Raw genomic sequence first — 21,851 nt, 5'->3', positions numbered from 1 at the left:
GCCCACGCCGTGCCGTTTGCCGTGCAAGGTGTGCCGTCAGCGCAGAACTCGATGACTTAACGCAAGACCCAAGCTTTCAGGAATGATGATTCATGAGTGATATTCTCAACCGTCTGTCAGTGGTACTGGCAGAACGGCGCGACGCTGACCCGACCTCCTCCTATGTCGCGAGCCTGCATCACAAGGGCCTCAACAAGGTACTGGAGAAGATTGGCGAAGAGGCGACCGAAACCGTACTGGCCGCCAAGGATTTCGCTCACGACGACGTGGACTCGCAGCGTGCCGTGATCGGTGAGACCGCTGACCTGTGGTTCCATTCACTGGTCATGCTGTCGCACCTGGGGCTGGATCATCAGGAAGTGCTGGATGAGCTGGCACGCCGCTTCGGTGTTTCCGGCCATGATGAAAAGGCCGCTCGCGGCCAGTGAAGGACCCGTATTCTTCCGGCGCAAGTCGGCTTTCCGGCAGCGGTGCCAGCACCCTGCAAGTCTCAAGGCCCAATGACCCGGTGTCAGCGGCCCAAATGGAGAATTTCCCATGTTAGGTGGCATCAGTATCTGGCAGCTTCTCATCGTGCTCGGCATCATCATCCTGATCTTCGGAACCAAGAAGCTGCGCAACGTCGGCTCTGATCTCGGCGGTGCCGTGAAGGGCTTCAAGGGCGCGATGAAGGAAGAAGAGAAGAAGAGCGACGAGCCGACTGCCCAGCAGAAGGTCGCGCATGAGGAAAAGCGTGGCGACACCATCGATGTCGAGGCCGAGAGCCGCGATACCGCTGACAAGCGCTCGTAACCCGCATGTTCGATATCGGCTTTTTTGAACTGGCATTGATCGCGCTGCTGGCGCTGATCGTGCTCGGCCCGGAGCGTCTGCCCCGGGCCGCCCGCACTGCGGGTCTGTGGCTGGGACGCATCAAGCGCAGTGTCTCGGGCATTCAGCAGGAAATCAGTGCCCAGCTGGAAGCCGAGGAACTGCGTCAGACGCTCAACGAGCAGAAGAAGCAGCTCGATGAGACGCTCGCTCATGCGCGCAACGAGGCACGCGATGTCGAGCGCGGCATCACCGAGTCCAGCACGCCCCGCGATGCAGGCGCCTCCGGCGCTGAGACCAGCCTCCGCCCTGCCGAGAATGGTGCGCCGGCCACCGAGCCGAGCACTGCTTCCGACACCCGTGAATCACGAGAGCCACGTTCCTGATGAGTGATCCACATGCCTCACCGTCAGGTGGTCAGGGCGACGCCGCACATGCGCCGCTCATCGAGCACCTGATCGAGCTACGCTCGCGCTTGCTGCGCGCCACCCTGGTGGTGCTGGTGGTATTCGCCGCGCTGTACGGCTTCTCAAACCAGATCTACCTGTATGTCGCCGAACCGCTGATGGCATTGCTGCCACCGGGTTCGCAGATGATCGCCACCGAAGTGGCCTCGCCCTTCCTGGCGCCCTTCAAGCTGACATTGGTGGTGGCGCTGTTCCTGGCGATTCCCGCCGTGCTCTATCAGGCCTGGGCGTTCATCGCGCCGGGCCTCTATGAGAACGAGAAGGCGTTGGCCCTGCCGCTGCTGGCCTCCAGCATCCTGCTGTTCTATGCCGGTGCGGCCTTCGCCTACTACGTGGTGTTTCCGCTGCTGTTCCAGTTCTTCACCACCACGGGCCCCGAGAACGTGGCGATCATGACGGACATCAATCAGTACCTGAATTTTGTCCTCAAGCTGTTCTTCGCCTTCGGGGTGGCCTTCGAGATTCCCATCGCCACCTTCCTGCTGATCTGGACCGGTGCGACCACGGTGGAGGCACTGAGCAAGAAGCGCCCCTATATCGTGATCGCCTGCTTCGTGGTCGGCATGCTGCTGACACCGCCGGACGTGATCTCGCAGTCGCTGCTGGCGATTCCGATGTGGCTGCTGTTCGAGGTCGGCATTCTGGCCTCGCGCCTCTTCAAGCGCCGGCGTGCGGCCTCAGACGATGAGGCATCGCAGGAAGCGCCCTGAACGTGGCTGCCAGCAGTTGGGCATCAGAAACAGGGCGCCAGAAACAGTGCCTCAGAATCACAGCATCAAAACAGAAAGCCCCGCCGGTTAACCGGCGGGGCTTTCTGTTTCTGGGGGCTTTGTGTTTCCAGGGAACTTGCTCACACCAGGCGCGCGCTATCACGCCAGACGCACCGGCGTGTCGAGATCAGTCCTGCTCGGCGGCGCGCGCCTTGTCGTCCTCGATCCAGCTATCGATGCGCTCGACCAGCTTGAAGATGCCCTGGGCCGCTTCGCTGATGCGCTCCGCCAGCAGGTAGGCCGGGGTGGTGACGACACGGTTGGCGGCGTCGACGACGATGTCCGTCACCTCACAGCTCTTGTGCAGGCCGCCCTGGGCACTGATCGCCCCGGAGACGCTGGCGTCGTTGCCGATGGTGACCGAGATGCCCTCACCCAGCAGCTTGGGCACCATCACCGGCGCGATGCACATCACACCGATCGGCTTGCCGGCCGCATGGAAGGGCTGCACCGCGTCCTGCAGGCCCGCGACGAGCTCGAGGTCCTCACCCTTGACGGCAAAGTCACACAGATTCTTGGCGGCGCCGAAGCCGCCGGGCAGGATCAGTGCATCGAAGTCGTCCGCTGACAGCTCTTCCAGCGGCCGCACCTTGCCACGTGCCAGACGCGCGGACTCGACCAGCACGTTGCGGGTCTCCTCCATCTCGTCGCCAGTGCCGTGATTGATCACGTGGTGCTGCGCGACATCCGGTGCAAAGCACTCATAGGCAATGCCCAGCTGATCGAGACGCAGCAGCGTCAGGGTAGTTTCATAGATCTCGGAGCCATCAAAGACACCGCAACCGGAAAGGATCAGGGCTACCTGCTTGGTCATGGGTTACTCCATTGACGATGAGCTGTGCACGGCGATTGCCGAACAGGTCAGAAAAGACTAATACAAGCGCGTGACTGATTCGAATGCCGAGCCTCATTTCATGCCCGGCGTCATGCTCGGCGTCATGCCAGGCGCGAGACGCTTCAGCGGCACCGAAGATGCGCGACCGCCACGCGGCAGACAGTGACAGGCGTGCAGGCGAGGCATGTCACTGCGCATCCTCTCAAGACTATGGGCGGCCCTGGCACAACTCAAGTGCTGCTCCTCGTCCACTCGTATGCCATCAAGGCTCTGGTGCCGGAGGCTTGCCGCGGTGTCCGGAGTCGTCTTGCAGCCCCACACACCCGCCCCATACGAGGCGTGCATGAGGCGCGACACCGCGACACATCTCCTGCGCCTGTGGCCACAAGTCAACGCTGATATACTCCATTGACCCTGCCACAGGGACGACGGCTCCCGTCACGGGCCACCCACTTGCAGGCCGCAAGCCAGGCCTTCTCGTCGCCCGAGAGACGCCTTGTCGTCATGTTCAGCCCCTGCTGGCACCTCACGTGACCGGCCTTGCCCCATGACCGCTGGCATCACTGTAATATTAATGAAATATTATAGACCTAGACTGCCTGCGACCATCACGGGAGCGGACCACCCGACCCGGAGAGCATTTCTTGAGCCAACGTACCCCGCGCCAGTTTCCTGCGACTCGTATGCGCCGTATGCGCAAGGACGACTTCTCTCGCCGCCTGATGCGTGAAAACCAGCTGACGGCCGATGATCTGATCCTGCCGGTCTTCGTTCTCGAAGGCTCCCAGCGTCGTGAAGCCGTGCCCAGCATGCCGGGCGTCGAGCGCCTGTCCATCGACCTCATGGTCGAAGAATGCCGCGCCGTCCACGCACTGGGCGTGCCGGCCATCGCGCTCTTCCCGGTGGTCGATGCCGAGGCCAAGACGCTGTATGCCGAAGAATCCTACAACGCCAACGGCCTGGTGCAGCGTTGCGTGCGCGCCTTGAAGGAAGCGCTGCCGGAGCTGGGCGTCATCACGGATGTCGCGCTCGACCCCTACACCGTTCACGGTCAGGACGGCATCCTCGACGAAGACGGCTACGTGCTCAACGACCGCACCGTCGAGACCTTGATCAAGCAGGCGCTGTCACACGCGGAAGCCGGTGCCGATGTCATCGCGCCCTCCGACATGATGGATGGCCGCATCGGCTCCATCCGCGCCATGCTGGAACAGGAAGGCCTGATCAACACGCGCATCATGGCCTACTCGGCCAAGTACGCCTCCAACTACTACGGCCCGTTCCGTGACGCGGTCGGTTCGAGCGGCAATCTGGGCAAGGCCGACAAGCAGACCTACCAGATGGATCCCGCCAACAGCGACGAAGCCCTGCATGAGGTGGCAATGGACATCGCCGAGGGTGCTGACATGGTGATGGTCAAGCCGGGCATGCCCTATCTTGATGTGGTAACGCGTGTGAAGCGCGAGCTGGAAGTGCCGACCTTCGCCTATCAGGTCAGCGGTGAGTACGCCATGCACATGGCGGCTTTCCAGAACGGTTGGCTGGATGCCGACAAGGTCATTCTCGAGTCGCTGATGTGCTTCAAGCGTGCGGGTGCCGACGGCATCCTCACCTATTTTGCTCGCCAGGCGGCCGAATTGCTGGCGCAGAAAAACCGCCTTTGACAACCCCGGCCATTGCGGATGCGGCTGACCGGGATCATGGAGTTGATGATGGAACAGACGCCCAAGCAAGACACCGACAACAACACGGCGACCCTGCCGGAAGTCGCTGACAGTCGCGACAAGGATGCTGCCCCCAAGGCAGCATCCACCCCACGGGAAGGCGAGATCGAGCTGGCGGCGGATGAGCCGCCGGCTCAGGAACCGCTGCCCCTGCGCGTCAACCGGACGCGTACCGGTATCCATGCCAAGGCCACCCCCTCCCCCGAGGCTGATCTCGCTGATCCGGCGCTGTACTTCAATCGCGAGCTGTCCAACCTGCAGTTCAACATCCGCGTACTCGAGCAGGCCAAGGATACCTCGCATCCGCTGCTCAACCGCTTGATGTTCCTGCTGATCTTCACGTCCAACATGGACGAGTTCTTCGAGATTCGCGTGGCGGGTCTCAAGCATCAGATCGCCTTCGATCGCACCGACCCCGGCTGTGACGGCATGCTGCCGAGCAAGGTGCTCGATGAGGTGTCCCGCATCACGCATGAGCAGGTCGAACGCCAGTACCGCATGCTCAACGAGGACCTGATCCCAGCACTGGAAGAGCAGCACATCCGCTTCCGTCGCCGCAATCAGTGGAACGATGCCCAGAAGGCCTGGGTGCGCGATTACTTCGAGGAAGAGATCCAGCCGGTCATCAGCCCGATCGGGCTCGACCCGTCGCACCCGTTCCCGCGCCTGGTCAACAAGAGCCTCAACTTCATCGTCGAGCTGGAAGGCAAGGATGCCTTCGGTCGTGAAGGTGGCCTGGCCATCCTGCCGGCCCCGCGCTCGCTACCGCGCCTGATCCGCATCCCGGATGGCCTCGTCGAGCCGGGGTACACCGAATACGTCTTCCTGTCCTCGATGATTCACGCTCACGCCCAGGAGCTGTTCCCGGGCATGAAGATCAAGGGCTGCTATCAGTTCCGCCTGACCCGCAACGCCGACCTCTCGGTGGATGCCGAGGATGTCTCCGACCTGGCCTCCGCGCTGCGTGGCGAGCTGCTGGCACGCCGCTACGGCGACGGGGTGCGTCTCGAGGTAGCGGACAACTGCCCGGAAGCGCTCTACACCTTCCTGCTCAAGCAGTTCGATCTGGAAACGCGCGACCTCTATCAGGTCAAGGGCCCGGTCAACCTCAACCGCCTGATGGAAGTCATCGGCGACGTCGGCCGCGAGGACCTGCTCTACGCCCCGTTCACTCCGGGCATTCCCAAGGCGCTCAAGGGCGACAACAGCTTGTTCGATGCGATCCGTCGCGAGGACATCCTGCTGCATCACCCCTTCCAGTCCTTCTCCCCGGTCGAGAACCTGCTCGCCGAGGCGGCGCGCGACCCGAACGTGCTGGCCATCAAGCAGACCCTCTATCGCACCGGCGCCGACTCCAACATCGTCTCCTCGCTGGTGGAAGCCGCACGTCAGGGCAAGGAGATCACCGTGGTGATCGAGCTGCGGGCGCGCTTCGATGAGGCCGACAACCTGCAGCTGGCCTCACGCCTGCAGGAAGCCGGCGCCATCGTCATCTACGGTGTGATGGCCTACAAGACCCACGCCAAGATGCTGCATATCGTGCGACGTGAACACGGCGAGCTGCGTCACTACGCGCACCTGGGCACCGGTAACTACCATGCCAAGACGGCGCGCCTGTATACCGATTACAGCCTGCTGACCGCCAACGAGACGCTGTGCGAGGACGTCCACAAGGTCTTCCAGCAGCTGACCGGCATGGGCAAGCAGCGCAATATCGAGAAGCTGCTGCACGCGCCCTTCACGCTGCATGAGCGCATGGTGGAGATGATCGACCGTGAAGCGCGCAACGCCGAGAAAGGCAAGCGCGCCCACATCATCATCAAATGCAACTCACTGACCGAGCCCAAGCTGATTCGCGCCCTCTACCGCGCCTCGCGGGCTGGCGTGCAGTGTGACCTGATTATCCGCGGCGTCTGCTGTCTGCGCCCGGGCGTGCCGGGGATTTCCGACAACATCCGCGTACGCTCGGTAATCGGTCGCTTCCTCGAGCACACGCGCACCTTCCACTTCCACAATGCCGGTCAGCCGGAAACCTGGTGCTCCAGCGCGGATTACATGGAGCGCAACATGTTCCACCGCGTCGAGACCTGCTTCCCGCTGCTCGACAAGAAGCTGGCCCAGCGTATCCGCAAGGACCTGGACACCTATCTGGTCGACAACTGCCAGAGCTGGCGTCTGGAGAGCGATGGCCACTACACCCAGCTGGATGCCGGCGACGCGGAACCGATCAGCGTGCAGGAAACCCTGCTGTTCGCCTACGCCGCCAAGGCCTGATCGCGCTCGACGAGGTCAGGACAGAACAAAGCTCATGAACTCTCGGCCCTCACGCTTGCGTGGGGGCCGTTGTCGTTGGCCCTCCCCACCCGCTTGATCGACCAAGCACCCTCAAGCGAAGCGGGGCCAGGTTCAGGCGCATGAAAAAGCCCCCGTATCATCGATACGGGGGCTTCGCGTTCACACCTGACGCGCGGCGGCTTACATCAGACGCCGATCTGGCCGCCATCTTCGCGCTGGATGACCACAGTCGCGGCGCGGGCACGCACGCTGCCGTCGGTCTCGGCGGTGGCATCATCGCTCTGCGGCCAGTTGGCCGGGTGCTGGATGTTGATGAACATCGCAGTCTTGTCCGGGGTAGTGAAGATACCGGTGACTTCACAACCGTTCGGGCCCACCGCGAAGCGCTTGAGCTGCGCCTGGTTGTCGGCACCGATCACGGCCGCGTCACCCTCGGCCTGCTCGAGACCTGCCGGCACGACCGCCAGCAGCTGGTCATTGGTGACCTCGGTGATGCCTTCGTAGCCGTTGTCCGTCTGGATCCACAGGATGCTGTCCTGTCCTTCGCGGCCGTCGAAGTAGAGGCCATCGGGACTGGCGAACTCGTTCATCTCGGTCAGGCCGGACAGGTTGTCGGCATCGCTGGCCGCTGCGCCGAACACGAAGATCTCCCAATCGAAGGCCTTGTGATCGCCCGCTTCACGCCAGCGGATGATCTGACCCGCTTCGTTGTTGCCACGCGGATTGGCCGCGTTGATCGGCGCCGTCTTGTAACCGACACCCGGCTCCTCGATGGCGGTGCCATCGTTGGTGAAGGCGGCGTCAGTGCCTTCCTCGGTGCGCTTGGAGTTGTTGGTCAGCGTCATGTAGACCTCACCGGACACCGGGTCCACCGCGCCCCACTCCGGGCGGTCCATCGGGGTCGCGCCCATCAGGTCCGCCGCATCGGTGGTGTGGATGATGATGCCAGCCAGGTCATCGGCCGCCAGCCCCAGTGCTTCGGCCAGGGTGCGGCCATCCTTGGTCACGGCGTCTGGCGTCAGCTTGAGCCACGTGCCGGTGCCATCGGCGGAGAACTGGGCGACATACAGCGTGCCCTTGTCCAGGTACTTGTCGCCGATCGCCAGGCGGTCCTTGAAGTCACCGGCGCCACGGGCATCAGCGGCGTCCCACTTGGCGTCCGACACGAACTTGTAGATGTACTCGTTGCGCGAATCGTGACCGGAGTAGAAGACCACCGGCTCCCCCTCGACCAGCTTGCCCGGCCAGCAACCTTCGTGACGGAAGCGGCCCAGCGCGGTGCGCTTGATAGCCTGCTCGCCGGTGTAGGGGTCGATCTCGACGATATAGCCGAAGGTCCGCGGCTCGTTGCGGTAATCCTTGTCGGCGCTGTCTGCCATCGGCGTGTTGTCGAAACGCGCGAATTCGCCATCGACTTCACTGGCATCCCCGGCGGCGGTTTCCCAGCCATAGCGGCCACGCTCGGTCTCGATGCCGATGCGGTTGTCATCGAGCTGACGATCGCTGCGCTTGACGAAGTAACCCGGCCAGTTCTCTTCGCAGGTCAGGTAGGTGCCCCACGGGGTGTAGCCGTTGGCGCAGTTGTTGTTGGTACCACGGGTGCGCATGCCATCCGGCGAGAAGGCCGTCTTGACGTAATCGCTGCCCGCCACCGGGCCGCTCAGCTTCATTTCGCTGGCGCTGGTGTAGCGGCGGTTGTAGCGCGAATCGCCCACCACTTCCCACTTGCCGTTGCTGGCCTTCTTGACCTCGACGATGGTCACGCCGTGGGCATTGATCTCGGTGCGCACTTCATCGGCCGGACGCTTGCCGGAATCCGCATTGGTCGCGCCACCCTTGGGTGCCCACAGAGCATCCTGATCGATGTATTCGTTGTTCATGACCAGCAGGAAGTTGCTGGAGGCCGTGTCGTCACTCAAGGCGAAGTTGTGCATGCCATCGTGATGCATGCCGACGGTGTTGAGCTGGATCTCCGGCGTCATCGCCAGGTCCTTGCTCCACTTGGGTGCCTTGGCATTGAGCGGCGTGCCCCACGGCGCCAGCACCTGTGCGGTATACCCCTTGGGAACCACGACTGCATCCGTGCGTGAACCCTTGATCGATTCGAAGGCCAGTGCCAGAGCCGTCTTCTCGCCCGCAGCGTTGCTGGCGGCGTGGGCCGTGGTGCTCAGCCCCGCAAGACCGAAACCACCCAGCATGCTGGCAGCCGCCATGCCAAGGCCGCCCTGCAGGACACGACGACGCGAGATGTGTCGTTCAATGACGGATGAGAACGTCTCGTTGCTGCTGGGATTAAGCAGGCGATGGTCTTCGATTTCCTTGCTCATGTCGCTTCCCCGTAGTCAGGTTTCGGGTTGTTCTGTTCAGGCATGCCCCTTGAGGGCATGCCGAAGGCAACAAGAGTGATACGCGAGCCCGATGACAATAGCGTGACGAACGGGCAACAAGGACGAGAGACGACAGCGCCCAACGGCCTTTCGACCGTTGGGCGCTGGGGACTTCAGGACAAGCCGACAAATTCAGCAAACATCAGGCAAGCGCGACGTCATCCTCCCATCGAGGCGTGAGTCTGGCGCCTGATCTCAGGCCTCGCGCAGGCGCTCGGCAGCCAGGCTCAGCAAGTGCTCGGTGGTTTCCCAGCCAAGGCATGCATCGGTGACGGACACGCCATGACGCAGCTGGGAGAGCTTCTCCGCTGCCGGCAAGGCCTGCTTGCCTTCATTGAGGTGGCTCTCGAGCATCACGCCGATCAAGGCATCATCCCCCGCCAGGCGCTGAGAGAGCACATCCAGCATCACTTCGCTCTGGCGACGGTGGTCCTTGCGGGAATTGGCGTGGCTGCAATCGACCATCAGTCGCGGCGTCAGGCCAGCGCCTTCCAGCTCACGCCGGCAGGCGGCCACCGAGGCGGCGTCATAGTTGGGCTGGCCATGACCGCCGCGCAGCACCACATGGGTATGCGGGTTGCCCGCGGTCTCGATCAGCGCCGGACGTCCGCTGTCATCCATGCCGAAGTGGCGATGCCCATGCGCCGCCGCCTCGATGGCCTGCACGGCGACCTCGACGCCTCCGTCAGTGCCGTTCTTGAAGCCCACCGCACAGCCGAGGCCGGAGGCCATCTCGCGATGGATCTGCGACTCGGTGGTGCGGGCGCCGATGGCCGCCCAGCCGAGCAGGTCTTCCAGGTAGGCGGCGGTCAGCGGCTGCAGCAGCTCCGTCGCCACCGGCAGGCCCAGCTGGTTGATCTCGCGCATCAGCTCGCGTGCCTGACGCAGGCCGGTGGCCATGTCATCGCTGCCATCCAGATGCGGATCATAGGCCAGCCCCTTCCAGCCCACCGTGGTGCGCGGCTTCTCGACATAGACACGCATCACCAGCTTGAGGCGATCACGCACCTGCGGCTCGATCACCGCCAGGCGCTGGGCGTACTCGCGCGCGGCCTTGAGATCATGGATGGAGCACGGCCCGACCACCACCAGCAGGCGATCATCGTCGCCGGCGAGAATGGCGTTGATCTCATCGCGATGCTGGCGAATCTGGCCGGCCAGGTCGACGTCCACCGGCAGCTGCTCGCGCAATTCGCTGGCGCTGGGCAGGGCTTCACGACTGATGCGTCCGGGTGTGGTCGGTGTCTGGGCGGCATCAGAGCGGGTCACGGTGGCGTTCTCGGCAGTCAAGGGGTCAGCAGTAGCGTCGGCAGTGTGCGGGTTGACGGTCAACACGCGTTCAAGGCTGGCGTTCATGGTCTTCTCTCCTGTGATGAAGCCTCGGCTCCATCACGCAATATTCATTCTGACAGACAGGGACTTCGCGAATCGTCACCCCGGTGTTGCTCGCCCTGCCCCGCGGTGACAGCGGAAAGAGGCAGGACGCCGCTAAATCGCCAGCGCCAATAACCATGCACGACCCGAGCGGAGGCAAGAGAAAAGCGGGTAGTCAGGATAGTGGTGCGCATGGTCATTCCTCTCGTCATTCATGCTGCAATCATTGTCGGCACGTTAGGGTGACATGCCTCTCGTCATGGATTTCGCAAGGCCCGAAACGCAAGAACCCCCGGCCGTGGCTGCGACCGGGGGTTCTTCAAGGTGGTGGCAGCCCGTACGAGACAGGCGCGCCGTAACCTCAGGCGCGCCCCTGTGTAAACCAATACCAATAGCCGGCCGCACACGCCGCCTGGCCCGAAGGGCAGGCAGCGACAGTGAACGGGCGGTGGCTGGTGGTCTGATTCATGGGTCGGGCCGGTATCCAGTGGTGACGATGAAAAAGGTGAGAGGCCTATCCTTGCACTCCAGATCGTCCTGCGCAAGCGTGAACCGGCAACAAACCGTTGCCCGCACGCATAAAGAAGGGCTATCAGCCTGAAGTGGCATCAGTATAATCTTTGGTTGTCGAGCAACATGATCGGCAACACGCATTCGTCCAGCGGTGCCTGACACCGCGCCCACAGCTTGGAATGCATGCATGCAGGATTCCCGAAATGATGCACTGATTGAGTATCTGTCGGGATGCGCCCGGCAGGATGCCAAGGCACTGGATCAGCTCTATCGAGCGACCAGTGCGCATCTATACGCTCAGTTGCTGCGTATCTTGAGACATGAGGCATCCGCGCAGGATTGTCTTCAGCAGGTCTACATCCGGGTATGGGCCGCCGCCGCCCAGTATGACGCCGGCCGCGCCCGCCCGATGACCTGGCTCGGCACCATGACCCGCAACATCGCCATCGACTGGATACGTCGACAGCGACCCAGCGAGCATGACAGCGATGAATTGATCGCCGCCATGCCGGGGCGGAGTGATATCGAGGCAGATGTCGACCTGGCCCAGCACAGTGGTGAACTCCACCAGTGCCTGGCCGAGCTGAATGACGATCAACGCCGCGCCCTGGAACTGGCCTACTTCGAAGGCCTCACCCACCAGGATCTGGCCAATCAACTGGACCAGCCCTTGGGCACCGTCAAGAGCTGGGTCCGTCGTGGACTCGAGAGGTTGAAGACATGCATGAGTCATTTGATCTGAGCGACCCGGAACTGCGCGAAGCCGCAGCGGGCGAATATGCGCTCGGCACATTGACACGCGACGAGCGCGCGGCATTCGAGTCACTGCTGGCCGTCAGCCACGACCTGCAACGTGATGTGGAGCGCTGGCGCGAGCATCTCAACGTGTTCAATGAACAGCTTCCCCCCGTCACGCCACCGGCCCATGTCTGGCAAGGCATCGCCGAGGCGACGGGCACCGCCCGTCAGCCCTGGTGGCGTCGCCTGGGCCTGTGGCAGGGTATGACCGCCACGGCGTTCAGCCTGGCACTGGCGGTCACCCTGACCTTCAGCCTGGGGCACAACGCGGGCATGGAGAGCGACTACGTGTTCGTGGTCAACAACTCTGACAGCAGCCCTGGCTGGATCGTCAACGCCTCCCACTCGGGCGAGATGATGGTGCAGGCCGTCAGGCCCGAAGCGCCGGCCCCCGGCAAGGTCTGCGAGCTGTGGCTGATGGCCAAGGATGGCAAGGAGCCGATGTCACTGGGCATCCTGCCGCACTCCGGCACCATGAAGGTCGAGGTGCCCAAGGAGTATCTGGCCGCCTTCCCCGACAGCGATCTGGTGATCACGCTGGAAAGCCCGCAGGGCGCCCCCTCCGGCAACCAGATGGGCCCGACCCTCAAGAAGGGTCAGCTGACGCCGGTCGAAGGCCGCCACATCCTGTAAGCGCTTCAGTAGTGCAGGATGTCGTAGCAACGGTCGCAACAACGGTCGCAGCAACGAAAAAAGCCCCCGCTTCTCAGCGGGGGCTTTTTTGTGCAGTGCTCATGTGGCGCATGTCGTGTCGGGAATATCAGGAACGATAGCCGAAAGACCACTGACAGAAGCTATCAGCGCAGGTGGCGGCCACCATCCACCGGCAGGGTCGTGCCCGTGACATAGGGACTGTCCAGCAGGTAGCGCAGCGCCTGCCAGATGACGCCAGGCCCCGGTACCTGCTGCATCAACGACTTGGCACGCGCACGCTCGGCATAGTCGTCGTCATCGTCCGGACGCAGCATGATCAGCGCCGGCGCGATGGTGTTGACCTGGATGCGTGGCGCGAACATCGACGCGAACGACAAGGTCAGGTTCTCGAGCCCCGCCTTGCTGGCCGCGTAGGCCGCATGCTTGCGCGAGCCCTTCTGGACCACGAAGTCACTCATGTGGACGATGTCCGCCTGCGTCTCGACTCCGGCTTCCAGCAGATCGCGCAGCGCCAGATTGATCAGGTACGGCGCCTGCATGTGGACACGGAACAGGTGCTCGAACAGCTCGCCCTGCCCCTCGCCGTCGCCATCCGGCGCCCAGTCGCCGGCATTGTGCACGATGGCCCGCAATGTCGGAGTCAGCTCACGAATCGCCGCGATGAAGGCCTGGATGCCTGCCTCGCTGGAGAAATCCGCCTGCACGGTGCGAATACCCAGCGCGCGCAGGGCGTCGAGCTCTTCCCGCTCGCGTCGATAACTGATGATGACCGGATGACCATCATCGATCAGTCGCTCGGCACAATAGCGCCCCAGACGCTGGGCGCCACCGGTGATCAGTATCGGGGACTGACTCATTCACTCGACTCCTTCAGGCAATGTCAGGCGGCTTCAAGCAATGTCAGGCTGCTTCAGGCAGAGACCAGCGCCGGGTCCAGCAGCGGCTCGCGTGGCGCATAGCTGAACACATCGGAGCTCAGCGCGCTGGCCTCGACACCCAATGGCGTCAGAGCATCGACACAGGCATAGACCATGCCCGGCGAGCCGGACAGATAGACGCGCTTGCCCGCCATGCTGCCCGCGTGCTTGCGCAGCGCCTCATCGATACGCCCCAGATGGCCATTGAAAGCGGCCTCGACACCGGCTGCTTCCAGCGCGCGATGGTGGGCATCACCGACTTCCGGCGCTTCTTCCAGCACCGGGAAATAACGGAAGTTGGGCTGACTGGCGGCCCAGTTGAGCGCCGCGCTCTCCAGGTACAGATCACGCCGCTCGCGCGCCGCCCACCACAGTTCGATGGGCTGGGTCAGGCCACGCGCAAACGCCGCCTGCAGCATGGCGTGCATCTGCGAGAACCCGGTGCCGGCACAGATCAGCACGATGGGGCTGGGGTCGTCGAGGTCCAGCACGCACTCGCCACTGGGCAGACGCAGCTCAAGTTGATTGGCCGCGACCAGCAGGCTGCGCAGACGCGCGGAATTGCTGCGCTCCGGCCAATGCTGGATATGCAGCTCGAGCACGCCATCATCACTGGCGGCATTGGCGATGGAGAACGGTACCCAGGTGGTGTCATCGAGCTTCATCTCGAGATACTGGCCCGGCGCGTGCGCCAGGGCCTCGGGACGTGCGGCGAAGCGCACACGAAACACGTCCGGGGTCAGATCTTCCACACTCTCGACATGACAGGTCAGGGTCCGCGCCGTCATCGTATCCTCTTGTTATCTGATGCCTGCCGCCAGCGCGCCGCGCAACGACAGGGTAAATGCATGGGTGTTGATGGTCTGTCGCGGAATCAGTCCAGAATGCCCAGACTGTCCCAGCGTTCATCGACACGGGATGTGATCTCTTCGCTCATCACGATGGGCTCGCCCCACTCGCGGTCCGTCTCGCCGGGCCACTTGTTGGTCGCGTCCATGCCCATCTTGGAGCCAAGACCCGCCGTTGGCGAGGCGAAGTCCAGATAATCGATCGGCGTATTGTCGACCAGAACGGTATCACGGCTGGGGTCCATGCGCGTGGTGATGGCCCAGATGACATCTTCCCACTTGCGGGCATCGACATCATCATCCAGCACGATCACGAACTTGGTGTACATGAACTGACGCAGGAAGCTCCAGACCCCCATCATCACGCGCTTGGCGTGGCCGGGGTACTGCTTCTTCATCGTCACCACCGCCATGCGGTAGGAGCAGCCTTCCGGCGGCAGATAGAAGTCGACGATCTCCGGGAACTGCTTGCGCAGAATCGGCACGAAGACTTCATTGAGCGCCAGGCCGAGAATCGCCGGCTCATCCGGCGGACGCCCGGTATAGGTGGAGTGATAGATCGGGTCGCGCCGATGGGTGATGCGCTCGATGGTGAAGACCGGGAAGGTCTCCACCTCGTTGTAATAGCCGGTGTGATCGCCGTAGGGGCCTTCCGGTGCCACGTCATCCGGATACAGATAGCCTTCCAGGATGATCTCGGCGCTGGCCGGGACTTCGAGATCCGACAGACCGCATTTGACCAGCTCGGTGCGCGAACCGCGCAGCAGACCGGCAAAGGCATACTCGGAGAGTGAATCCGGCACCGGCGTGACAGCGCCGAGGATGGTGGCCGGGTCGGCACCCAGCGCCACCGCGACCGGGAAGGGCTCGCCCGGATGGGCCTTCTGCCACTCGCGGAAGTCCAGTGCGCCGCCACGGTGTGCCAGCCAGCGCATGATCAGGCGATTCTTGCCGAGCTTCTGCTGACGATAGATGCCGAGGTTCTGGCGCTCCTTGTGCGGACCGCGCGTGATCACCAGCGGCCAGGTCACCAGCGGCGCGGCATCCCCGGGCCAGCAGTGCTGGATCGGAATCATGTCGAGATCGACATCCTCCCCTTCCAGCACGATCTCCTGACAGGGCGCACGCTTGACCTTCTTCGGCCCCATGCTCATCACCTGCTTGAAGATCGGCAACTTGTCCCAGGCATCCCGGAAGCCCTTGGGCGGCTCCGGCTCCTTGAGGAAGGCCAGCAGCTCGCCGACTTCCCGCAGTGCCTCGACAGACTCCTGCCCCATACCCAGCGCCACGCGCCGCGGCGTGCCGAACAGATTGCCCAGCACCGGCATGCTGTGGCCCTTGACGTTCTCGAACAGCAACGCCGGACCACCCGCCTTCAGGGTGCGATCGCAGATCTCGGTCATCTCCAGATAGGGGTCCACCTCGGCACGAATGCGCTTGAGTTCGCCCTTCTCTTCCAGCGCCGCGATGAAATCGCGTAAGTCTCGATACTGCATGGGAGTTTCCGCTCGGCTTGATCAAGTCCCGAGCATACCATTGCCAGCCGGCACTCGGCAGGTCAGCAACGCAAGACGCCCACTTCCCGGGCGGGAAGTGGGCGTCCTGGCAAGCACATGGCAAGCACCTGTCGAGAACATGGCCAGCCAGCCGGCTGGGCCAAGTGTCGATCAGCGGCGCTTCATGGCCTCGAAGAACTCGAGATTGGTCTTGGTATCTTTCAGGCGATCGATCAGGAACTCGGTGGCTGCCACATCTTCCATCGGGTTGAGCAGCTTGCGCAGGATCCACATGCGCTGCATTTCATCCTCGGACGCGATCAGGTCTTCACGACGCGTGCCGGAGCGACGGATGTTGAGGGCCGGGAAGACGCGACGCTCGGCCAGCTTGCGGTCGAGGTGAGCTTCCATGTTACCGGTGCCCTTGAATTCCTCGAAGATGACTTCGTCCATCTTGGAACCGGTATCGACCAGCGCCGTGGCGAGGATGGTCAGGCTGCCGCCTTCTTCGATGTTACGCGCGGCACCGAAGAAGCGCTTCGGCTTCTCGAGCGCGTGAGCGTCGACACCACCGGTCAGCACCTTGCCGGAAGACGGCACCACGGTGTTGTAGGCACGCGCCAGACGGGTCACGGAATCGAGCAGGATGACGACATCCTTCTTGTGCTCGACCAGACGCTTGGCCTTCTCGATCACCATCTCGGCGACCTGGACGTGACGGGCCGGCGGCTCATCGAAGGTGGAGGCCACGACTTCGCCACGCACGGTGCGCGACATCTCGGTGACTTCCTCGGGACGCTCATCGATCAGCAGCACGATGAGGTGACATTCGGGGTTGTTGCGCGTGATGGAGGCGGCGATGTTCTGCAGCATCATCGTCTTGCCCGCCTTGGGCGGCGAGACGATCAGACCACGCTGGCCCTTGCCGATCGGCGCGGTCAGATCAAGGATGCGCGAGGTGATGTCTTCGGTGGAACCGTTGCCGATTTCCATCAGCAGGCGCGACTGCGGGAACAGCGGCGTCAGGTTCTCGAACAGGATCTTGTGCTTGGCATTCTCGGGGCGGTCAAAGTTGATCTGATTGACCTTGAGCAGCGCGAAGTAACGCTCCCCTTCCTTCGGCGGACGAATCTTGCCGGAGATGGTGTCGCCCTTGCGCAGATTGAAGCGACGGATCTGGGACGGTGAAACGTAGATGTCATCAGGGCCCGCGAGGTAGGAAGAGTCTGCACTGCGAAGGAAGCCGAAGCCGTCCTGCAGGATTTCCAGAACGCCGTCGCCGTAGATGTCCTCACCGCTTTTCGCGTGCTTCTTGAGGATGGCGAAGATGATGTCCTGCTTGCGCGAACGTGCCAGATTATCGATGCCCATCGTCTGGGCAAGTTCCAGCAGTTCGGGGACAGTATTTTGCTTGAGTTGGGTAAGATTCATCGGCTTTGTTTGAACGTGGCTCAGGTCAGCAGGGCTGATAGATAAGAAGGGAATCGAGAAGACGGGCAGAAGGCAAGGACCGGCACTGCAAAGGTGCAGACAGAACTCGACAGCATTCCCGGAGGCAAGCGCCTGAGCTGGATGAAGACAGGTGCCAAAAGTTCAGGAAAGATCACTCACCACGGCCGAACAACGAATTCAGCAACGGAGTGTCGAGCTACGGATGTCCAGCGACGACGTACCGGTCGAAGGGACACGGAGCGTCATGCTTCCTGACAGAAAAGTCTTCTCGATATGGAATCTAGCGGTATGAATCGCCTGGTGGCTGGCCGGCGTGTCGCGGGCAGCATTACCAGAGGGCTGGCTGACAACTGGGGGACCGTGGGACGGTCGACATGACGCAATCAGAGAGCGTGTAATCAGGCGAACGCCTCGATGGTAGTCAAGCCGGCCCCTGAACGCAAGCCCCGGCGGCCTGGTGGCGCTCCCGGCGCTGCCTGAAGCGCTCGCTAGCGGCCAGCCAGCGCTGCAATAGCCGCCGCTGACGTGGCGCTTTTACTGACGGCTCAAGGCACCCGGCGGCGGCAAGGTCCGATTCACAGATTGGCATCCAGAAAGGCTGCCAGCTGCGCGCGCGGCATGGCGCCCACCTTGCTGGCTTCGACATTGCCGCCCACAAACAGCATCAATGTCGGCACACCGCGCACGCCGAAGCGGGCGGCGAGTTCAGGGGCTTCATCGACATCGACCTTGACGATCTTGAGCTGCCCTTCGTATTCCTCGGCCAGGGATTCCAGCGTCGGTGCCACGCTCTTGCACGGCCCGCACCAGGAAGCCCAGAAATCCACCAGCACCGGATGCTCGCTCTCCAGCACCACGGATTCGAAGTCCCTTTCTGCAATCGGTACCACACGTTCGCTCATCGCGACGTTATCTCCCAGACCCGGTTGGTCTTGCTGATTGTGCTGCGTGATGGCTTGCGACTCATTGAGCGTGATGATGACCCGCGACTTCGTCGTTCTGTCATATCACGCCGCTAGAATAGCATGCCCCATGCGCTGAATGTGCCGCCAGCCCCTCGTGGTGATGGCGCCGTGTGTGCCACCGGTTTGACACCTCTGGCCAGTCGCCGCAATCTTGCGAGAGTCGCCGCCGCGACCTGCTGCCAGCGTCATCTTCCCGCAGCAGGCTCGCGCCCGGTGGCCGCCCACGCTCACGACAACTTCATTGCGCCATGGTCGCTACGCAAGGAAGCCGTCGCAGGAGTTGGCGTGAAGGAGGCAGTGCATGATGCCTGCCATGAATGACCCGCCGTAAAGGACTCCGCCCTTGAGTGAATCAGCACCCTCCCAGCACCCGCAGCCCACCGCCTCTGATGATGGCAGCGCCGGCAACGAGGCCCCGCTGCTGAAGCTGGCTGCCATCGATCTGGGTTCCAACAGCTTCCACCTGTTGCTGGCCAACCACCAGGCGGGGCAATTGCAGGTCGTGGCCAAGCAGGGTGAGAAGGTCCAGCTGGCGGCAGGGCTGGACGAAGACGGCATGCTCAGCGAAGAAGCCATGGAGCGCGCCCTCAACTGCCTCGCCCAGTTCGCGCCCTTCATCGATGGCATCGAGGCCGACCATCTGCGGGTCGTGGGCACCAACGCCCTGCGCGCCGCGCATAACAGTGAAGAACTGATCGAGCGTGCCGAGGCTCTGTTGGGGCATCCCATCGAGATCATCGCCGGGCGCGAAGAAGCCCGCCTGATCTATCTGGGCGCGGCGCATGCGCTGGCCGATGTGCACGGCAAGCGCCTGATCGTCGATATCGGCGGCGGTTCCACCGAGTTCATCATCGGCGAGCAGTTCGAGCCCCAGCTGCTGGAAAGCCTGCACATGGGCTGCGTCGCCTATACCAAGGGCTTCTTCCAGGACGGCGAGATCAGCGAGAAGCGCATGCGCCGCGCCGAGCTGGCCGCACGCTCGGAACTGGCCAGCATCCAGCGCACCTATCGCGAGATGGGCTGGGATGACCCGGTCGGCTCCTCGGGCACCATCAAGGCCGCCGCCAACGTGCTGGAAGCGCACGGCTGGGCCCCGCATGGCGTGGTCACACGTGAAGGGCTGCACAAGCTGCGCGCGGCGCTATTGGAGTTCAAGCGCCTCGACAAGGTCAGCCTGCCGGGCCTGAAGAGCGATCGCGCCACCGTCTTCCCGGCGGGCATCGCCATCCTGTGCGGTGTCTTCGAGGCACTGGGACTGGAGCAGATGCGCTACTCCGACGGTGCGCTGCGTGAAGGCGTACTGTTCGATCTGATCGGGCGCAACACGCCGGAGGATTCACGTCTGTCGGCCATCGAGTCGCTGCAGCGTCGCTACGGCATCGATACCCGCCACGCCAGCAATGTGCGCGACACCGCGCTGCAGCTGTTCGATCAGGTCGCCGGCGACTGGGCGCTGGGGGCGACGTCACGTCAGCTGCTGAGCTGGGCCGCTGACCTCCACGAAGTCGGCCAGGCGATTTCCCACAGCCAGTTCCATCGCCATGGCGCCTACCTGCTCGAGCATTCCGACCTGCTCGGCTTCTCGCGTCCGGAACAGCGCGCGCTGGCCTTCCTGGTCCGCGCCCACCGTCGCAAGTTCCCCAAGAACGAACTGGCGGCGCTGCCGGAGCCGCAGCAACCGCGTCTGGCGCGTCTGGCACGTCTGCTGCGCATGGCGGTGATGCTCAACCATTCACGCTCGGAAGCGCCGGTGCTCGGCATGCATCTCAGCGCCGAAGGCGACGACCTGACGCTCAACCTGACCGAGGAATATCGCGATCACAGCCTGATCAACGATGACCTCAGCCAGGAAAGCGAGCTGCAGAAAGCCGCCGGCATGACGCTGACGCTGGCCGATGCCTGAGCGAGCACTGCGCAAGACATCGGCGAGATCGTCCGCTGGCCTCACTGCTATGTGAGTGCGGCCAGTAGCCACCAGCCCCGCGAGGGGTGCCATAGCCCCGCGACAGTCCCGTCGTGCATGCGTGCCACACGCAACTGGTCACGCTGCCACGGCGGGATGTCGGCTTCCTGCAGCAAACGCTTGATATCGCGCCGCCCCCGCCCTGCTACTCGCAGTACATCTCCCGGCTGACGCGGTGTGAAGGCAACATGCTGCTCATCCCTTCCCAGCGCCCGCCATGCCTTGCGCGCCTCAGCATCCCACTCAGAGGAAGGCGTCCCGCCGGGTTGGCGACCACTTCTCGCGTAGCCGGTATCGCCTTGTCGATGACACACACCCTGCTCAATAACGGTATCTGACACCTGCCACCACAGCTGGCCGCGCCACGCGCGCACGCTGACGGTGTATTCGGTGTTGGCCCAGCACACCTCGGCCACCGAGTCGGGCGGCGTGGCGATCAACTGCTGCAGGCTCATCAAGCGCCCCCGCGGCGGCACCGGCCAGCCACGCGACTGGCATAGATGGCGCAGGACCAAGCGCTGACGTGACTCACTCAAGCCTGCCAGCTCCGCCAATGACAACTGCGTCTCTTGCTCCCGTCCCTGATCCAGGCCCTGATCCAGCCCCTGCCTCTGTCCCTGCTCATGTCCCCGCTCATGTCCTTGAGCCAGGCGCTTTGCGCCTGACACCTGAACCTTCGCCAACAGCTCGGCCGCCAGCTCATCAAGCAAGGACTGCTCTTCCTGCAACTGCTGCGCCGAACGCGCCAGGCTGGCCACGGCCTGCGGCCAGCGCGCCTGCAGCAGCGGCACGACACTGTGGCGCAGGTAGTTGCGATCAAACTGCTGATCGACATTGCTGGGGTCTTCGCACCAGTCGCGCCCGGCCAGCAAGCCCTGCTGGCTCGCCAGTGTCTGGATCTCATCGCGTGGGATGCCCAACAGCGGCCGGAGTAGTCGTGCCCGCTCATGGGCGATCTGACCTCGCCCGGGGGACGCCTCACCCACGGCCAGCGCCCGCTCAGGCGGCATGGCCGCCAGCCCGCGCCCGCCACTGCCACGCAATGCGTTGAGCAACAGCGTCTCGGCCTGATCATCCTGATGCTGCGCCAGCCACAGGCTATCCCCCGCCACCAGACAGGCGCTCAGTGCCGCCAGCCGCCCTTCGCGCGCTGCCGCCTCCAACCCTCGCGACTTGAGTGCTGCCTTCGCCAGCGCCAGATGACACACGCTAAGCGGTAGCCCGAGGCGCGAGGCCAGCCTGCGCGCCAGCTGCTCGAAATCATCGTTGGCCGCCTGCAGGCCGTGATGCACATGCACCAACCGCAGTCGACGCGGGCAGTCCTTGACCGCGCGAGCCGCCAGCCGCGCCAGCATCACCGAATCCAGCCCGCCCGAGAGCGCGATCCACACCGTGCGCCTGGCATCGCTGGCCTCGAGCGCCTCGCGCACGGCGGCGAGTGCGCGCGACTCCGCCATCTCGCTCAGCGGTTGAGCACGCAGGCACAGCGAAGCCAGTGAAGGGGACAGAGACATGTCGGGCTCCTGTCGCGAAGCGGATGAAGGAAGTGGTGGAGAAAAGGAAGTGGAGGAGAAAACGCAGGC

The 21,851-nt window shown here is 63.4% G+C and carries 19 protein-coding genes; 10 read left to right on the top strand and 9 right to left on the bottom strand.

All coding sequences use genetic code 11. The features are described 5' to 3' along the window. The first annotated feature begins 92 nt into the window (after positions 1–92). From R2R70_RS14095 to tatC, 4 genes are all read left to right on the top strand, one after another. Positions 93–428: a phosphoribosyl-ATP diphosphatase gene (locus R2R70_RS14095; protein ID WP_043332980.1), complete on the top strand. Its 336-nt coding sequence runs from the start codon at positions 93–95 to the stop codon at positions 426–428. Positions 429–537: 109 nt separating this feature from the next. Further along, complete coding sequence (gene tatA, locus R2R70_RS14090) at positions 538–792, top strand: Sec-independent protein translocase subunit TatA (protein ID WP_043332981.1); 255 nt, start codon at positions 538–540, stop codon at positions 790–792. 5 nt (positions 793–797) lie between these two features. After that, positions 798–1,196, top strand: a complete 399-nt coding sequence (gene tatB, locus R2R70_RS14085) for a Sec-independent protein translocase protein TatB (protein ID WP_216060545.1) — start codon at positions 798–800, stop codon at positions 1,194–1,196. Next, the gene (gene tatC / locus R2R70_RS14080; RefSeq protein ID WP_043332983.1) at positions 1,196–1,987 is read left to right on the top strand and encodes a twin-arginine translocase subunit TatC; all 792 of its coding nucleotides are present in this window, start codon (positions 1,196–1,198) and stop codon (positions 1,985–1,987) included. The genes tatB and tatC overlap by 1 nt, the downstream gene beginning before the upstream one ends. Positions 1,988–2,174: 187 nt before the next feature. Here the strand turns inward: tatC and elbB are convergent, their stop codons facing one another. After that, positions 2,175–2,861, bottom strand: coding sequence for an isoprenoid biosynthesis glyoxalase ElbB (gene elbB / locus R2R70_RS14075; protein ID WP_054556514.1), 687 nt, complete (start codon positions 2,859–2,861; stop codon positions 2,175–2,177). A 665-nt stretch (positions 2,862–3,526) separates the two neighbouring features. On the opposite strand from elbB, the gene hemB reads away from it, so the two are divergent. After that, positions 3,527–4,546 (top strand): porphobilinogen synthase, encoded by a 1,020-nt coding sequence (gene hemB / locus R2R70_RS14070; protein WP_054556515.1) that lies wholly within the window; start codon positions 3,527–3,529, stop codon positions 4,544–4,546. Between the two features lie 48 nt (positions 4,547–4,594). Then, complete coding sequence (gene ppk1 / locus R2R70_RS14065; RefSeq protein ID WP_131432772.1) at positions 4,595–6,880, top strand: polyphosphate kinase 1; 2,286 nt, start codon at positions 4,595–4,597, stop codon at positions 6,878–6,880. A 206-nt stretch (positions 6,881–7,086) separates the two neighbouring features. On the opposite strand, the gene R2R70_RS14060 is transcribed toward ppk1, so the two are convergent. Together R2R70_RS14060 and R2R70_RS14055 are read right to left on the bottom strand one after the other, a co-directional pair. Beyond that, positions 7,087–9,228: a PhoX family protein gene (locus tag R2R70_RS14060; RefSeq protein ID WP_410978326.1), complete on the bottom strand. Its 2,142-nt coding sequence runs from the start codon at positions 9,226–9,228 to the stop codon at positions 7,087–7,089. Positions 9,229–9,483: 255 nt separating this feature from the next. After that, positions 9,484–10,644, bottom strand: coding sequence for a 3-deoxy-7-phosphoheptulonate synthase (locus R2R70_RS14055; protein WP_107335922.1), 1,161 nt, complete (start codon positions 10,642–10,644; stop codon positions 9,484–9,486). A gap of 718 nt (positions 10,645–11,362) precedes the next feature. On the opposite strand from R2R70_RS14055, the gene R2R70_RS14050 reads away from it, so the two are divergent. Both R2R70_RS14050 and R2R70_RS14045 read left to right on the top strand, forming a co-directional pair. Beyond that, positions 11,363–11,917: a sigma-70 family RNA polymerase sigma factor gene (locus R2R70_RS14050; RefSeq protein WP_043332989.1), complete on the top strand. Its 555-nt coding sequence runs from the start codon at positions 11,363–11,365 to the stop codon at positions 11,915–11,917. Further along, the gene (locus R2R70_RS14045) at positions 11,896–12,606 is read left to right on the top strand and encodes an anti-sigma factor domain-containing protein (RefSeq protein ID WP_107335921.1); all 711 of its coding nucleotides are present in this window, start codon (positions 11,896–11,898) and stop codon (positions 12,604–12,606) included. The genes R2R70_RS14050 and R2R70_RS14045 overlap by 22 nt, the downstream gene beginning before the upstream one ends. Positions 12,607–12,770: 164 nt before the next feature. Here R2R70_RS14045 and folM read toward each other — a convergent pair whose 3' ends face one another. From folM to trxA, 5 genes are all read right to left on the bottom strand, one after another. Continuing rightward, a complete protein-coding gene (gene folM / locus R2R70_RS14040; protein WP_043332992.1) occupies positions 12,771–13,484 on the bottom strand; it encodes a dihydromonapterin reductase in 714 nt (237 codons plus the stop codon). A gap of 53 nt (positions 13,485–13,537) precedes the next feature. Next, the gene (locus R2R70_RS14035; protein WP_043332993.1) at positions 13,538–14,332 is read right to left on the bottom strand and encodes an FAD-binding oxidoreductase; all 795 of its coding nucleotides are present in this window, start codon (positions 14,330–14,332) and stop codon (positions 13,538–13,540) included. A gap of 86 nt (positions 14,333–14,418) precedes the next feature. After that, complete coding sequence (gene ubiD / locus R2R70_RS14030) at positions 14,419–15,888, bottom strand: 4-hydroxy-3-polyprenylbenzoate decarboxylase (protein WP_175089660.1); 1,470 nt, start codon at positions 15,886–15,888, stop codon at positions 14,419–14,421. Between the two features lie 171 nt (positions 15,889–16,059). Beyond that, complete coding sequence (gene rho / locus R2R70_RS14025; RefSeq protein ID WP_043332997.1) at positions 16,060–17,319, bottom strand: transcription termination factor Rho; 1,260 nt, start codon at positions 17,317–17,319, stop codon at positions 16,060–16,062. A gap of 596 nt (positions 17,320–17,915) precedes the next feature. Next, positions 17,916–18,242, bottom strand: coding sequence for a thioredoxin (gene trxA / locus R2R70_RS14020; protein WP_043332999.1), 327 nt, complete (start codon positions 18,240–18,242; stop codon positions 17,916–17,918). Between the two features lie 123 nt (positions 18,243–18,365). Between trxA and R2R70_RS14015 the strand changes: the two genes are divergently transcribed. Both R2R70_RS14015 and ppx read left to right on the top strand, forming a co-directional pair. After that, positions 18,366–18,626, top strand: coding sequence for a hypothetical protein (locus R2R70_RS14015; RefSeq protein WP_410978325.1), 261 nt, complete (start codon positions 18,366–18,368; stop codon positions 18,624–18,626). A 22-nt stretch (positions 18,627–18,648) separates the two neighbouring features. Continuing rightward, entirely contained in the window at positions 18,649–20,208 is a 1,560-nt protein-coding gene (ppx, locus tag R2R70_RS14010) for an exopolyphosphatase (protein WP_410978324.1), read from the top strand. 47 nt (positions 20,209–20,255) lie between these two features. On the opposite strand, the gene tilS is transcribed toward ppx, so the two are convergent. Then, positions 20,256–21,782: a tRNA lysidine(34) synthetase TilS gene (gene tilS, locus R2R70_RS14005; RefSeq protein ID WP_410978323.1), complete on the bottom strand. Its 1,527-nt coding sequence runs from the start codon at positions 21,780–21,782 to the stop codon at positions 20,256–20,258. Between the last annotated feature and the right edge of the window lie 69 nt (positions 21,783–21,851).

Origin of the sequence: Cobetia sp. SIMBA_158 (assembly GCF_046566945.1) — a bacterium.
GTDB classification, from domain to species: domain Bacteria; phylum Pseudomonadota; class Gammaproteobacteria; order Pseudomonadales; family Halomonadaceae; genus Cobetia; species Cobetia amphilecti.
The sequence above is the reverse complement of the archived record's forward strand: the minus strand, read 5'-3'. Positions and strand labels throughout refer to the sequence as shown.

Excerpts from the sequence above, each read along its gene's own strand:
- ppk1 (WP_131432772.1), top strand. The coding sequence starts at position 4,595 with ATGGAACAGACGCCCAAGCAAGACACCGACAACAACACGGCGACCCTG.
- R2R70_RS14095 (WP_043332980.1), top strand. The coding sequence starts at position 93 with ATGAGTGATATTCTCAACCGTCTGTCAGTGGTACTGGCAGAACGGCGC.
- elbB (WP_054556514.1), bottom strand. The coding sequence starts at position 2,861 with ATGACCAAGCAGGTAGCCCTGATCCTTTCCGGTTGCGGTGTCTTTGAT.
- tatB (WP_216060545.1), top strand. The coding sequence starts at position 798 with ATGTTCGATATCGGCTTTTTTGAACTGGCATTGATCGCGCTGCTGGCG.
- folM (WP_043332992.1), bottom strand. The coding sequence starts at position 13,484 with ATGAGTCAGTCCCCGATACTGATCACCGGTGGCGCCCAGCGTCTGGGG.
- rho (WP_043332997.1), bottom strand. The coding sequence starts at position 17,319 with ATGAATCTTACCCAACTCAAGCAAAATACTGTCCCCGAACTGCTGGAA.
- R2R70_RS14055 (WP_107335922.1), bottom strand. The coding sequence starts at position 10,644 with ATGAACGCCAGCCTTGAACGCGTGTTGACCGTCAACCCGCACACTGCC.
- R2R70_RS14050 (WP_043332989.1), top strand. The coding sequence starts at position 11,363 with ATGCAGGATTCCCGAAATGATGCACTGATTGAGTATCTGTCGGGATGC.
- tatC (WP_043332983.1), top strand. The coding sequence starts at position 1,196 with ATGAGTGATCCACATGCCTCACCGTCAGGTGGTCAGGGCGACGCCGCA.
- tatA (WP_043332981.1), top strand. The coding sequence starts at position 538 with ATGTTAGGTGGCATCAGTATCTGGCAGCTTCTCATCGTGCTCGGCATC.
- R2R70_RS14060 (WP_410978326.1), bottom strand. The coding sequence starts at position 9,228 with ATGAGCAAGGAAATCGAAGACCATCGCCTGCTTAATCCCAGCAGCAAC.
- R2R70_RS14035 (WP_043332993.1), bottom strand. The coding sequence starts at position 14,332 with ATGACGGCGCGGACCCTGACCTGTCATGTCGAGAGTGTGGAAGATCTG.
- tilS (WP_410978323.1), bottom strand. The coding sequence starts at position 21,782 with ATGTCTCTGTCCCCTTCACTGGCTTCGCTGTGCCTGCGTGCTCAACCG.
- trxA (WP_043332999.1), bottom strand. The coding sequence starts at position 18,242 with ATGAGCGAACGTGTGGTACCGATTGCAGAAAGGGACTTCGAATCCGTG.
- R2R70_RS14045 (WP_107335921.1), top strand. The coding sequence starts at position 11,896 with ATGCATGAGTCATTTGATCTGAGCGACCCGGAACTGCGCGAAGCCGCA.
- ubiD (WP_175089660.1), bottom strand. The coding sequence starts at position 15,888 with ATGCAGTATCGAGACTTACGCGATTTCATCGCGGCGCTGGAAGAGAAG.
- R2R70_RS14015 (WP_410978325.1), top strand. The coding sequence starts at position 18,366 with ATGCCCCATGCGCTGAATGTGCCGCCAGCCCCTCGTGGTGATGGCGCC.